14 protein-coding genes are annotated in these 14094 nt (G+C 43.1%); all 14 read right to left on the reverse strand.

Features of this window, described 5'->3' with window-relative positions:
• Window positions 1-60: 60 nt before the first annotated feature.
• Window positions 61-717 carry a DNA alkylation repair protein gene (locus MK409_RS05415; RefSeq protein ID WP_268705576.1) on the reverse strand — a complete coding sequence of 219 codons (657 nt, stop codon included), beginning with the start codon at window positions 715-717 and terminating at the stop codon, window positions 61-63.
• A complete protein-coding gene (locus MK409_RS05420; RefSeq protein ID WP_268705577.1) occupies window positions 718-1350 on the reverse strand; it encodes a response regulator transcription factor in 633 nt (210 codons plus the stop codon).
• 13 nt (window positions 1351-1363) lie between these two features.
• On the reverse strand, window positions 1364-2359 hold the full coding sequence (locus tag MK409_RS05425; RefSeq protein ID WP_268705578.1) for a sensor histidine kinase: 996 nt from the start codon (window positions 2357-2359) through the stop codon (window positions 1364-1366).
• Complete coding sequence (gene liaF, locus MK409_RS05430; protein WP_268705579.1) at window positions 2356-3054, reverse strand: cell wall-active antibiotics response protein LiaF; 699 nt, start codon at window positions 3052-3054, stop codon at window positions 2356-2358. Before liaF ends, MK409_RS05425 begins: the two co-directional genes overlap by 4 nt.
• 166 nt (window positions 3055-3220) lie before the next feature.
• Window positions 3221-4222: a type 2 isopentenyl-diphosphate Delta-isomerase gene (gene fni / locus MK409_RS05435; RefSeq protein ID WP_268705580.1), complete on the reverse strand. Its 1002-nt coding sequence runs from the start codon at window positions 4220-4222 to the stop codon at window positions 3221-3223.
• Window positions 4206-5213 carry a phosphomevalonate kinase gene (locus tag MK409_RS05440; protein WP_268705581.1) on the reverse strand — a complete coding sequence of 336 codons (1008 nt, stop codon included), beginning with the start codon at window positions 5211-5213 and terminating at the stop codon, window positions 4206-4208. The genes fni and MK409_RS05440 overlap by 17 nt, the downstream gene beginning before the upstream one ends.
• Complete coding sequence (gene mvaD / locus MK409_RS05445; RefSeq protein ID WP_268705582.1) at window positions 5200-6153, reverse strand: diphosphomevalonate decarboxylase; 954 nt, start codon at window positions 6151-6153, stop codon at window positions 5200-5202. Before mvaD ends, MK409_RS05440 begins: the two co-directional genes overlap by 14 nt.
• Window positions 6135-7013: a mevalonate kinase gene (gene mvk, locus MK409_RS05450; protein WP_268705583.1), complete on the reverse strand. Its 879-nt coding sequence runs from the start codon at window positions 7011-7013 to the stop codon at window positions 6135-6137. The genes mvaD and mvk overlap by 19 nt, the downstream gene beginning before the upstream one ends.
• 116 nt (window positions 7014-7129) lie before the next feature.
• The gene (gene cbpC, locus MK409_RS05455) at window positions 7130-8149 is read right to left on the reverse strand and encodes a choline-binding protein CbpC (protein WP_268705584.1); all 1020 of its coding nucleotides are present in this window, start codon (window positions 8147-8149) and stop codon (window positions 7130-7132) included.
• A 17-nt stretch (window positions 8150-8166) separates the two neighbouring features.
• A complete protein-coding gene (cbpJ, locus tag MK409_RS05460) occupies window positions 8167-9177 on the reverse strand; it encodes a choline-binding protein CbpJ (RefSeq protein ID WP_268705585.1) in 1011 nt (336 codons plus the stop codon).
• A gap of 98 nt (window positions 9178-9275) precedes the next feature.
• Entirely contained in the window at window positions 9276-9965 is a 690-nt protein-coding gene (locus tag MK409_RS05465; RefSeq protein WP_268705586.1) for a response regulator transcription factor, read from the reverse strand.
• Between the two features lie 11 nt (window positions 9966-9976).
• Window positions 9977-11401, reverse strand: a complete 1425-nt coding sequence (gene gndA / locus MK409_RS05470) for an NADP-dependent phosphogluconate dehydrogenase (protein ID WP_268705587.1) — start codon at window positions 11399-11401, stop codon at window positions 9977-9979.
• Between the two features lie 75 nt (window positions 11402-11476).
• Window positions 11477-12913 (reverse strand): cell division site-positioning protein MapZ, encoded by a 1437-nt coding sequence (mapZ, locus tag MK409_RS05475; protein ID WP_268705588.1) that lies wholly within the window; start codon window positions 12911-12913, stop codon window positions 11477-11479.
• Window positions 12914-12925: 12 nt separating this feature from the next.
• Window positions 12926-14083 carry a THUMP domain-containing class I SAM-dependent RNA methyltransferase gene (locus MK409_RS05480; protein ID WP_268705589.1) on the reverse strand — a complete coding sequence of 386 codons (1158 nt, stop codon included), beginning with the start codon at window positions 14081-14083 and terminating at the stop codon, window positions 12926-12928.
• Between the last annotated feature and the right edge of the window lie 11 nt (window positions 14084-14094).

Genomic DNA, 14094 nt, shown 5'->3' on the forward strand with positions numbered 1-14094 from the left:
AGTCTATTATAGCATAAACCACGGTTAATTTTCAAGTAATGAATGCGCTTTTCAATGATGCTAAAGGTACTTGCTTGCTTCCCTGATACTGAGTTCAGTCATTCTTTCCCTATTTTTTTCGATGAAGCTTGCTACCCATTCCGGATTGGTTTTGGAGTAGTCTCTTAGAGCCCAACCGATGGCTTTATTGATAAAAAATTCTGTCTGGTCCAGATTGTTGAGCAGGATCTTTTCCATTAGTTGAACATCCGTCTTCTCTTTTCTTAACAACTGGTGATCAATAGCAACTCGTCTCAGCCAGATATTATCTGATAAACTCCATTGGAGGATGATTTCTCCCAATTCTGGCTTGTCATATACCAAACTTCCTACTACTCGGTCTAGAATATCTACCGTATCCCACCAGGACTTGGTCACGACCAGGCGCTCAAGCTTAGGCAAATCATTCTCTGTTAGATAAGACTGCATAGTTTTCAAATAGTTGGCAGCCACATACTGGTATTCTCTAGGCTCCTTTTCCCAGCAAGTGTCTACAAAATCCCAATCGATGAGCTTTGTTTTTTTCGCGCTTGGAAAGTATTTTTTATAAAGGGCATTTCTTTCAGGAGCTGCAATACCTAAAAAGGAAAATTGGTAGCGCATATAGGCTTCCATTGGGCCTGCTTTCTCAGGGTCTTTTCCCGCTTCTAGCTCCACAAGTAAATCTGTAAGATTCATCTAAAAGTCCTCCTGCCCTACCAAGTGGTGTTGAAAGGCATAGACCGCAGCCTGAGTGCGATCGCTGACCTCAAGCTTGGCTAGGATGTTGGATACATGGGTCTTGACCGTCTTGAGAGAGATAAAGAGTTCATCTGCGATACGCTGATTTTCGTAGCCCTTGGCAATGAGTTGAAGTACGTCTCGCTCACGCGCAGTCAGCTCCTCATGAAGCTCCATATGATTACGGTGGTATTCAACTTTCTTGCTGACCTCTTGTTCAATAGCAAGCTCTCCAGAAGCAACCTTACGAACAGCGTGGAGCAGTTCGTCTGCACTTGAAGTCTTGAGCATATAACCTTTAGCACCAGCGTTCAAGACCGGCATGATTTTTTCATTGTCTAGGTAAGAGGTCACAATCAAAATCTTGGCTTCAGGCCATTCTTTGAGGATGGTCAAGGTAGCATCAATCCCATTCATCTCAGGCATGACAATATCCATGACAATGACATCTGGACGCAATTCCAAGGCTAAGTCAATACCTTGAGATCCATTGGCTGCCTCGCCCACAACTTCTACATCTTCTTGGAGGTCAAAGTAGCTTTTCAAGCCCAATCGGACCATTTCATGGTCATCTACCAGTAAAATTTTCATCTATACTCCTTTATCATTCCTTTTCTAGCAGGGGAATACGGATATCGACCGCCAATCCTTGCTTAGGTGCTGTCAAAAGTTGAACCGTCCCTGCCATATCTTCTACCCGCTCCTTGATATTTCGCAGTCCATAACTCAAGTCATCTAAACTCCCCAACTGGAAACCAATTCCATTGTCCACCACCTTCAGCTGCAATTCAACATCTGTCTGATAGAGGTAGACATCTAGGCAAGATGCCTGGGCATGGCGGAGGGTATTGCTGATCAATTCCTGCAAAATACGGAAGATATGTTCTTCAATCTTCTTAGGTAATTTAGACACATTCTGCTTGAGACTAACCTTGAGATCACTCTTGTCCTCAAGCTCTTTTAAGAGGATTTGAATCCCCTCAACCAAACTCTTCTCTTCCAACTCGACTGGTCGCAAATGTAGGAGCAAGACCCGTAGATCTTTCTGAGCAGTCTCTAGGATGGCCGCGACACTTTGCAACTGGGTCTGCATCTTTTCTCTATCCAGCTTAAAAGCCTGCTGACTGACACCTGATAAAATCATATGGGCTGCAAACAACTCCTGACTAACTGTATCGTGCAAGTCACGTGCTATCCGTTTGCGTTCTTTCTCGATAAGTGCTTCTTCCCTGACCAGGCCTTGATTTTCAGCCTTTTGAACAGCTTCTGTCAAGAGATTGAGCTTGCCAGATAAGGACTTGAAACTGGCATCCAAGTCTGGATCTGCAAAAGAAACCACCTCTTTACCTGCTAACAAGCGCTTGAGATTGACCTGCATTTTTCTGCGTGAAATTTCTTCTATCACCCGCCAAAAAAGGACAAAAAAGAAGGACATGGAAAGACTAAAGACAAAAATCAAGAAGATTAACTTTTCCAGTTTTTCGATATCTTGTAGTAAATAGGACCAATCAAGATTGAGAATATCCAGTAGACTATTGGTCAAAAAGAGGATAAAAAGGAGAGAAGTCAGGCCGATTAACAGATAAGATTGCTTTTTCATCCTCTGATCACCTCCACATCGCCAATCATACTGGTTAGGAAAATTTTGACGCTCTTGTTACTCTTGAGATAGTCCCTGGTTTCCTGATGATAGTGTTCATTACGAAGGGCTCGCTTGGGTTGATGGAGGAAAGTTAAATCTCCATAGAGGCAGTTGACACTGAGACTGATTTCCACATCTACAGGTACGATAATCCTAGTCGTTCCGACCATTTTTCTAAGGATAATGACATTGTCATGATTGGTTAGGATAACTCTTTCTAAGTGAATGGTGTCCTTGCCCATGAGGCGAAAGAGATTGATATCGTCAAACTGGCAAGTCTGGTGACTAGAGAAATGATGGAGATTGCCAAACCAGGGATTGCGTTCATTTTTTACTGTCACGACTTCTTCAAAAACCAGGTCAGTCTCCTCTCTTTCTTGATTCATCATCGGATAGAGAAGAAAGAGACTGTAGATGACCGCCACAAAGATAGCTAAAATCACAAAGGGATTGAGCATGACGATGAAAAAGAAAAGAATAGTCGCCACAAGGAGGAACACATTGTTGCCCTCTTTACCTGTATAATAGCGTAGCAAGAGCAAAAAGAGGAACAGAATCAGCAGAAAACGCGAAAAATGCTCTGATACCATCAAAATCAGAGCCCCCGTCAACAGACAGGCTTCAATAAATAAAAAGATTTGAAATTTTTTCATAGCTGCATCCTCTCCCTTCTATTTTATCACAATTCAAAAAAGTCACCTCGGTCTGAGGATGGAAAAAGGCAGTGGCATAGAAATCGCTCTTAGAAGCTAGGTTCTTTCAGACCACTACAGTTGACAAAAGGCTACAAAAAAGGGCGGGGTTCTTGTCCCGACCTCTCTACATCTGATCTCTAGCTTCTTTTAGTTTACCATAAAGAATATAGTCTACGTTTTGCAGACCCGCTATGGTGGCACAGTTAAGGGAACACATGATCAAGCGTAAATCTGCTTTCCAACCTTGGATGATGCTAATCACTTCCTCGACCGAGTAGGTTTCAACCAATTCCAGAACGGTTCGTGATAATCCCACAGCCTTGGCGCCAAAGACCAGACACTTAATCATATCAAGTGGGTTCCGAACACCTCCACTGACCAAAAGTTCAACCTTATCTTTCCAGTCTTGGGCATTAAGAAGGGCTTGCATAGTAGACTGCCCCCATTGATTAAGGTAATCACGTTGGCCACTGCGACGGTTTTCGATATAGGCAAAACTGGTGCCACCACGACCTGATAGGTCAACAGTTCGAACCCCCAGTTCATAGGCTCTCTCGATGGTCTTCACATCCATGCCAAAACCCACTTCCTTGAGAATAATAGGAACGGGAATTTGCTTGCTATATTCTGCTAGATGCGATTGCCAGCTTCTGAACTTCCTTTCTCCCTCAGGCATGAGTAATTCCTGCATGACATTGACATGCACTTGCAAAAGCAAAGGATTCATCTCTTGCACAGTCTGAAGTCCAAACTCGATAGGCTTGTCCAATCCAATATTGGTTCCAAGGAGGAGATTTGGATGGCTAGATTTGACAGAAAAAGAGTCATCTGTTGGATCCTTGAGGGCTGCGCTATAAGAACCCGTCACAAACAAAATCCCACAGGCTTCTGCCACCTGAGCCAGCTTTTGATTGATTTCTCTCCCCTTATCACTTCCACCCGTCATAGCATTGATATAAAAAGGAAAATCCCACTTGCGACCTGCAAATTCTGTAGACAAATCAATCTCATCCAGATCATAAAGGGGCAGGGATGAATGAATCAACTCCACCTCATCAAAGCTATTATAGGAGCTTTTTTGCTCAAGGGCATAGCGGATGTGCTCGTCCTTACGATTTGTCGTCATGTCCAATCCTTTCTTGGTATAAAAGCTCAATCCCCAGATCGGCCCAGCGATTTTTTATGGTTTCAGTCGATTGCGCATCAAAACTCAAGGCAATCCCACAGTCACCACCACCAGCACCGCTACTCTTGGCAACAGCCAGAAAATCTTGACTGGCTTCTTTCAACTGTCTGAGCGAAGGCGTGTAAATATCTGGGCTCAAGCCTTCTAAAAGATGGCTGGCTGTTCCCACCTGCTCGATGATATTTTCTATTTTCCCCTGCTCCAAGGCTTCTACCAAAGTAACCACTGTTGCTTTTGAGGAAGTTAAAAAGTTCTGGTCTATGTTTTGTTTGATTTGTTGGACCATGTCACTAGACACAGCTACTTCCTTGGTCCATCCAACTAGGAAATCACATTCTAGAGCTGGTTTTACTTGTGAAATAGAAAAGCCCCAATCACGCTCTAAAACTGTCGCCAAGTTTTCTTCTTTTAGCCAAGCAGCCACCTTCTGGCGATCAAAAGACTGGTAGAGAACCAAATCCTCTGCAACGATACAGGCAAGGTCTCCCATAGAGCCATTGTCTCCTCGCTTGAGCAAGACCGCACTAGCCAGCTTGAACAAGAGATCTTGATCAACCGTAATATCATATAGAGCCAGCAGGGCCTTGATCACCAAGACAACGACGCTACCACTCGAACCCAGACCAAACTTTTTGCCTTCTCGTTCCATTTTTCCACGAATTTCCAAGGAAAAAGGATGCAAGGTCTGCCCACGATCAGCAAGGAAATCATTCATCAAATCAATTGTTTCTTGAATCAAGCTGTAGTCAGGATTTGGTGTCAAGTCCATTACGAAATCAAACATATCTGAGTAGATACGGTAGCTGTCGGAAAAGGTAATCTCAGCCTTCATATAGATGGGGATAGCCTTTATCAAGGCTAACTGCCCTGGCTCTAAAATAGCATACTCACCAGCCCAATAGAGTTTTCCACAAGTCTTAACAGCAATCATCTTGACTCAAATCCTTTGTTTTTGACACAATCAAGCGATAACGTTGACCTAAGATTTCTGATAAATGCTCCAAGTCTTTCTCCTGACAGAGGACCTTGACATTGGGACCCGCATCCATGGTAAAGTAGCAGGCTTCCCCTTGCTCACGAAGCTGGCGAACAAAATCCATCGCTTCATAAGTCGCATCCGTTAGATAAGAAAAGGCTGGCGATGCTGTTTTTGTCGTAGCGTGCATAGCAAGGGCATTTTTCTCCGTTAGTTCCCCAACCTTGGCAAAGTCATTTTCTTTGAGATAAACCAGCATATCCTGATAATCCTTCTCAGACTGGCGTACCCAGTCATCAAAGGTCGTCGAGGTTTCCACACAGAGTTTCATCCCATCACGGCTAGAGATTGGTTTTTTCTTGTCTTCTAGCACCAACATAATCATAGCTAGTTTCAAGTCTGTCTCTACAGGGTAAATCTCCCCACTATCCTTGTCCCAGGCACCGAGTGGTCCATAAAAACTACGAGAGGAAGAACCTGAAGCGAACTTAGCCTCCTGTGCCAACTGACTTCTATCCAAACCAAGCTGGAAATAAGCATTGCAAGCCTTTACCAAGGCGGACAAACCGCTGGAACTGGAGGATAAACCCGCTGCAGTCGGCATGTTGTTTTGGGTATCGATACGGACAAAGCCCTCACCTGCTGGACGATAGCGGTCGATAATCTTGCTCATCTTGGCATGCTCCGCCTCATTTTGGAGCTGACCATTGATATAAAAGGCATCCGCCGCCGCATGGGCTGGTAGAGGCGACAAGGTCGTCTCTGTATACATATTTTCCAAAGTCAGAGAGATACTGCTAGTAGCAGGAACCATCTCTTTCTCTTTTTTCTTTCCCCAGTATTTGATAATGGCAATATTTGCGTAGGAACGTACTGTTACAGGCTTTCGATCCATGTCTGAACAGCTCCTTTCTCTTCTAATCGTTTTGCTAGTTCTTCTGCTTGATCCAGATTGGCTGCCAGGGCTATGATACAACCTCCTAGCCCACCGCCACTCATCTTGGCACCCAGAGCTCCGTAGCTCAGAGCCGTTTCAACGAGGGAATCTGCCTCAGGGCTACTAACACCAATTTCTTTTAAATGTAAATGCGCTTGACTGAGGATTTGTCCCAGTTTTTCAGCATCTTTTTGTCTAATCGCATCTTCTGCCTGCTGGGTCAATTCTCCCAAGGCATGCAAAAACGGCAGGGCATCCTTCCCCTTGCTTTGAACCACTTGGATGGCTTCACGAGTGTGACCATACACGCCCGTATCTGCAATGACCAAATAAGCGGATAGGTCCATCTTAAGCTCTGTAAATCCAACGTTTTTAATAAAGCGAATAGGTTGGTCACTGAGACAAGTCTTGGCATCCAAACCACTCGGATTCATATGGGCAATCATCTCAGCCCGATTGACCAAGATTTCTAGTATATCATGAGGCAGGTCAGCTTGATAGTAGTCAAAAACAGCTCGAATAGCTGCTATGCTGATAGCCGCTGACGAACCCATCCCACGTTTTTCAGGGATAGCTGAGTCAATCTGACAACGAATGCAAGCATCCTTGATATTTAGGTGCTCAAGCGAGGCATACACCGCCATAGACAAGGTATCCTCCTCATAAAGACGCCATGGACTTTCAGCAGGAACCACCTTACAAGTCACTTCCACCTCTAAGAGAGGCAGGGAAATGGCAGGATAACCGTAAACGACAGCGTGCTCTCCTATTAAAATAATCTTACTATGTGCCTGACCGACACCAACTTTTTTTGTCATGTTTTCCTTTTGCTAGACGAAAAGACCGTCTTATTTCATACAGTAGTATTTCTCCTATCTATTTTATTATATTTTCACAAAAAAAGCGATTGTTTCCTTCACAATCGCCTCTTTCATTATTGAACCCATTCGCCATTATAGTTGACCGAATAGCCTTCTACGGTCGTATTCACTGCTAAAGCACCTGAGCTATAAGCATAGTACCATTTGCCATTGACCTGGAACCAGCCTGTCTTCATATCTCCATTACTTGCATGTAGATAATACCAAGTCGAACCTTCTTGATACCAACCAGTTTCCATTGCTCCTGATGAACGGAGATAGTACCATTTGTTCCCAAGGTTTTGCCAACCAGTTTTCATATCGCCATTTGGTTGGTCTAAATAATACCAAGTGGTACCTTCCTGATACCAGCCAGTCGCCATTGCTCCTGATGAACGGAGGTAGTACCATTTATTACCAAGATGTTGCCAACCTGTTTGCATGATGCCAGTTGTTGGATCTAAGTAGTACCATGGAGCAGGTTTGCTTCTATCAATGCCAAAAGTAACATGGAAATCTTGAGTCCAACCCTTAGCAACTTCACCAATTGGTAGTGGATTGTAAGAATCATCGCCAGAAATTCCTAGCTTATTTAAATAATACCAATTGCCGTCTTCATAAGTCCAGCCTGTCTTTACAGCATAATTATTATCAAAATAATAAGTTCTCTTTTCAGCAGATGGAGTATATTGTTCACCGTATACTTTTCCTGTATTTTCAGACGTTTTTGCCTCTAGTACTTGTTTATCTGTTTGTTCTAGCAAAGCACCATCTTGTCCAAAATAGTACCACTTCTGTTGAAGGCCAATTTCTAAGACTGGACGATTATTAAATAAATTATCACGATAACCTGTTCCATGAATTTCTACGTATTGCCAACCGACAACCATCTCTCCTCTATCACCAAAATAGTAAGTTTTACCGTCTATTTTATGCCAATAGATTGCTTTATGATCATCTTTTACATAATATTTTCTATTATCCTTATCAACAAATTGGCCACCTGTGGTATCCGCAAATACAGTATTTGTAGCTAGCAAACCAAAGAAAAATGTTGCTAGTGCGACTTGCATCATTTTTTTCAAAAGCTTCATTTGTATCTCCTCCAAGATTAAATCCACTCACCAGATGAAGCAAAGTTATAAACTTTACCATCGATAGTTTGGCTACCTGTAACCATTGCTCCATTTGAATTGAGATAATACCAGTTTCCATTTACTTTGGTCCAACCTGTCTTCATATCTCCATTACTTGCATTTAGGTAGTACCAAGTTGAACCGTCTTTCACCCAACCAGTTGCCATAGCTCCTGATGAACGGAGATAGTACCACTTGTTACCAAGATATTGCCAGCCTGTTTTCATATCGCCATTTTCAGCATCTAAATAGTACCAAGTTGAGCCTTCCTGATACCAGCCAGTTATCATAGCTCCTGATGAACGGAGGTAGTACCACTTATTGCCAATTTGATTCCAACCAGTTTGCATGATACCAGTTGTTGGATCTAGATAGTACCAAGCTGAACCATCATTTATCCAACCTGAACGTCTTTCACCACCAATATAGTTTTCTCCATTAATTTCCGTTTTAGCTAGATAATACCAATTAGACTGATCATAAAGCCAACCTGTCTCTAAAGAATGATTTTGATTAAAGTAATAGTTCGTGTAAAAACTCTTCTCTTCTTTATCTTCCGGATTTGTACGTTTTTCCCCATACTTTCTTCCAACACTGTCTTTAGTTTTAACCTCTAATGCTTTCCAACCAACAAACTCTTGTAGCACTCCATTTTTGTCAAAGTAGTACCACTCTGACTTTGGAAAACCTTCTAATCTGATACCATTTGGGTAAGGACCAATTGTACTACCTTTAGATGGAAACGGAATATATTGCCATCCAACAACCATCTCACCTGATACATGATCAAAATAATAGTACTTCCCATCAATCACTCGCCAGTAGGTTTCTTTGAGATCCCCCTTCTTGTAGTAGGTTCTACCATTTTCTTGGACAAATTGCCAGCCTTCTGAATCAAAATCATCCGCCAATACGGTATTTGTCGCTAGCAAAGCAAAGAAAAAGACTGCTAGTCCAACTTGCAACATTTTTTTCAAAAATTTCATTAGATCTTCCTCCATAACTGATTGTAGCAAAGACCCGACTGTATGTCAATATATAGAAATCCCTCAAAAAAAGCAGTTACACAACTGCAACTGCTTTTCTATTCTTGCATGGTGTAACCAACACCACGAACGGTTTTAATGTAGCTTTTTTGACCTTTAACATCAAGCTTGCTACGTAGATAACGGATATAAACATCCACGATATTGGTTTCTGTCGCACTTTCGTACTTCCAAACACTTTCCAACAACTGCTCACGAGTCAAGACTTTCTTGCTTCCCATGAGAGTAGCCAAGAGGTCATACTCACGGCGCGTCAGAGCAATCATCTCCTCGCCACGATAAACGGTATGATGTTCTACATCCATACGTAGGTTGCGGTAAGACGATGGAACCTTCATCTGACTACAGTGTTGGTCAATGAAGTCCCGACCTCGGAAAATCGCTGAAATACGAGCTACCAGATTATCAATAATCACTGGCTTATAGATGTAAGAAACGGCGAAGCGCTGGATTGTCTCAATCTGGTCTTGCAATTCTTCGCGATGGTCCAAGACCATAATCACTGAGGCTGGTTTTGTCCGACTCAGCCTCTCTGCAAAATCCTGGGCCGTCATATCCCCCAGACGAGCATTCAGTAAAATCAAGTCATAATCTGTCTGGAGAGCCATGGAGAGGGCTTTTTGACCCTCCTCGACCAGATCAACACGGTATTGCTCTTTTTGGAGTTCCAGACTGAGAAAATGAGCGAGATTTCGTTCTTTCTCAAGTAATAAAATCCGTTTCCCCATGGCAGACCTACTTATTTTTCGTCATACCAAGAGTAGTGGAATGTTCCTTCTTTGTCTTTACGTTGGTAAGTGTGGGCACCAAAGTAATCACGTTGCGCTTGGATCAAGTTAGCAGGAAGGTCAGCTGAACGGTAGCTATCAAAGTAAGTAATGGCTGCTGAGAAAGTTGGCACTGGCACACCAGCTTGAACAGCAAGAGCTACGATATCACGCACTGCTTGTTGGTACTTAGCAGTAACATCCAAGAAGTACTCATCCAAAAGAAGGTTAGCAAGGTCTGCATCACGGTTGTAAGCATCTGTAATCTTTTGCAAGAAACGAGAACGGATGATACAGCCATCACGCCAGATAGATGCGATGTCCGCAAATGGCAAGTTCCAGTTATTTTCTTTAGAAGCTACACGCAATTGGGCAAAACCTTGTGCGTATGAGATAATTTTTGAGAAGTAAAGGGCTTGACGGATCTTTTCGATCAATTCAGCCTTGTCACCTTCAAATTTGAAGGCAGCTGGTTTTGGAAGCACCTTGCTAGCATGCACACGCTCTTCTTTGTATGTAGAGATGTAGCGAGCAAATACTGACTCCGTGATAAGTGATAATGGCACACCAAGGTCAAGTGATGATTGGCTAGTCCATTTACCAGTTCCCTTATTACCTGCGGCATCAAGGATGTAGTCTACGATTGGGCCATCTTGACCTTCATCGTCTTTGCGTCCAAGAATATCAGCTGTGATTTCAATCAAGTAGCTATCCAATTCACCCTTGTTCCACTCAGTAAAGATTTCAGCCATATCTTCTGCAGAAAGACCGAGCAAGTGTTGCATGAGGTCATAGCTTTCTGCGATCAATTGCATGTCACCATACTCGATACCGTTGTGGACCATTTTCACATAGTGACCAGCTCCATCAGGACCGATGTAAGTCACACATGGTTTGCCATCTTCTGGTGCTTTAGCTGAGATTTCTTCGAGAACATCAGCAACCAATTCGTAGGCTTCTTTTTGTCCACCTGGCATGATAGAAGGACCTTCAAGGGCACCTTTTTCACCACCAGAAACCCCAGTACCGATAAAGTTGATGCCTGAGTTAGCCAACTCTTCGTTACGACGGATGGTATCTTTGTAGAAAGTGTTTCCTCCGTCGATCAAGATATCACCCTTGTCAAGGTGGGGAAGAAGAGCTTGGATAGTTGCATCAGTACCAGGTCCAGCTTGAACCATCAGCATGATACGACGAGGTTTTTCGATTGAGTTTACAAAGCTTTCAACGTCATAGCTTGGCACAAAGTTCTTTTCAGGATGGCAAGCAATTACGTCTTCTGTTTTTTCTTTACTACGGTTGTAAATGGCAACTGTATAACCACGAGATTCGATATTTAGGGCAAGGTTACGACCCATTACGGCCATACCAACGACACCAAAGTTAGCTTTTGTCATGTGACACTCCTCTTGTTTAATATGTTTTATTTTATCATTTTTACCTATGAAAGGAAAGAATTTTGTAACGGTTGCTTAGTAGTCCAAGTCATCAGCGTGACCAGAACCATTCCCTACAAAGTAACCCGTCTTACAGTTGAGGGTGAAGAGATAGGTTCCATCTGGTTTGTAGAGGTTGTAATAACCATTTCCGTTTACGATATTGACCCGTTCTAGGATATATTGATTTCCAGTGATATAACCGCGAGCACGTGATGTTGCTAGGATTTGTTCCAAAACACCATCTGCAAACGTCCAAGCAGGGTTGTTGCTATCGTCTACAGCTGATTGGTTGTACGGTACACGGCTAGCACTTCTTTGAAGATTAACCCCATCGCCAGACAAACCACCATTGGTATCTCTAGCTGGTGCGGTGGTACTTGTTGAAGGTGTCGTGCTGCTCGCATTGCTTTCTGTAGCTGAACTTGAACTTGCTTGACTAGAGCTTGAACTTGAACTAGAAGCACTGGTTTGTTGGCTCTTACCGAGGCTAATGGCCTTATCCAAGAGCTTGTCTAATTCTGTGTTCCCAGTCTTGATTTCTGTAAACTTAGCATCTGCTTTAGCTTTCGCATTGGTATCCAAGACACCGTCAGTGATTGCCGGACTTTCAAAGAGGGCATTGACATCTTGGATGGCCTTGATTTGAGTTGCTAAACTATCGTATTTTGACTTAGCTAATGTATGATTACGACTACCTTCTAACTTATCTAGCAAGATTTTCAGTTGACTCAACTTATTGAACTGGCTATTTTTCAAAGCTGTCTTATTCTCATCTGTATAAAAGGCATCATAGAGCGTATTAAACTCTTGCAAGTCGGTTTGCGATTCCTGATTGCTTGAAGATGATTGAGAAGCCTGAATTTCTTGGTTTGAGCGAGATACTTGTCGGTAGACATAATACGTTCCAGCAAGAACAAGAATTGCAGCCACCACTGAGGCAATGATAATCATTCCCTTTTTCTTAGAGTCTTTCTCAGGCTCCGCCTGAGCCGAGCGTGATAGAGGAACAATCACTTCTTCTTCTAGACTTTCTGTCTCTTCTTCTGTTGCTGTGTTGGTTAATACAAGTGGCTCCAGTTCTTCATTTTCTTCATCTAGAGGAGACAGAACAACACTAGCAGCCTCCGTTTCTTCTGTATGGCCAGAAACTTCCTCCGTAACAAGAAGTGTTTCTTCAACTTCTTCAGAAGTCTCGCTAGATTCTCGCACTTCTTGAATCATATCTTCTAGACTTTGAGTGGAAGCTAGTTCTTCTTTTTTAAACTGACGAGTTTCAAACTTGTCAGCTTCAATCTCTTCACGGTGTTGTTTGATGTATTTGTCCAAGATGTTGTCCTCAGGCAATACTCCAGCCTCCACCTCTTCATTCTTACGAATCACTTGACCAACAGTCAAATCTTTTGCTTCATCAAAGTCAAATTTGGGTTCTTGATGTCCTTTTTTATGACGATCACGTCTTTTCTTACTCATGAGTTCACCTTTCTATTTTAACTCCTGACGTTTGACACGCTGACCAAAGTATTGATACAAATCCACTTTTAAGGTCCCGTTATACAGTTTTCGTTTTTTATCAGCTGGGCTTCCGTACTTACTTTCAAATGCTTCATCACTGGTCAGGATAAATTTACTCCAGGTTTTCAGTGGCGCAAATACCTGTCCCATCTCAGCATAAAGCTTGGTAACTCCTACATCATCAGACAAACGCTCACCATATGGCGGATTGGAGATGATGACACCATTTACCTTGTCCGAGCGCAAGTCTTGTACCCGCATTTGTTTAAAGGTGATATCACCTGCGACGCCTGCTGCTTGGGCATTTGCCTTGGCAATCTCCACCATGCGAGCATCAATATCACAGCCCATAATGTCCAGCTCAAGTTCACGATCAATTTTCTTAGCCGCCTCTGTGCGAACTTCTTGGATTAACCGATCGCTGACCCAGTTCCATTCTTCAAAAGCAAAGGAACGGCGAAGGCCAGGAGCCATCTTTCTAGCAATCATAGCCGCCTCGATACAGAAAGTTCCTGAACCACAGGTTGGATCAATCAAGGGCTTGTCTGGATACCAGTTAGATAGTTGTAAAATGGCCGCTGCCATATTTTCCTTGATCGGCGCTCCACCCTTTTCCGTACGATAACCACGTTTAAAGAGACTGGATCCTGTCGTGTCAATCATGACCGTTGCCACATCTTTCAGGATAGATACCTCAATCTTAAACTCGGGACCCGTTTCCATCAAGGGAACTCCTTCTGGGCGGGCATAGTGTTTTTGTAATTTCTTCACAACAGCCTTCTTGGAAATAGCCTGAACACTAGGCTCGTTATGAAGTTTAGACTTCACACATTTTGCCTTTGATATCGGGAAACGTGCTCCTAGCGGGAGATAGTTTTCCCAATCTAGAGCAAAAACACCTTGAAAAAGCTCTTCAAAAGTCTTAGCAGGAAAACTTCCGACTACAATCTTGATGCGATCCGCTGCGCGAAGCCAAAGGTTGGTCTCGATGATTGCCTTCACATCTCCTTGGAAGCGGACACGCCCATTTTCAACCTGGCAATCATAACCAAGGTCTCGCACCTCACGTCCAACGACAGCCTCAAGGCCCGCAGCAGCAGTTGCGATTAAATTAAATTGTTCTTTCATTTCTAGTCTTG

Origin of the sequence: Streptococcus oralis (assembly GCF_026782375.1) — a bacterium.
GTDB lineage: Bacteria > Bacillota > Bacilli > Lactobacillales > Streptococcaceae > Streptococcus > Streptococcus oralis_CL.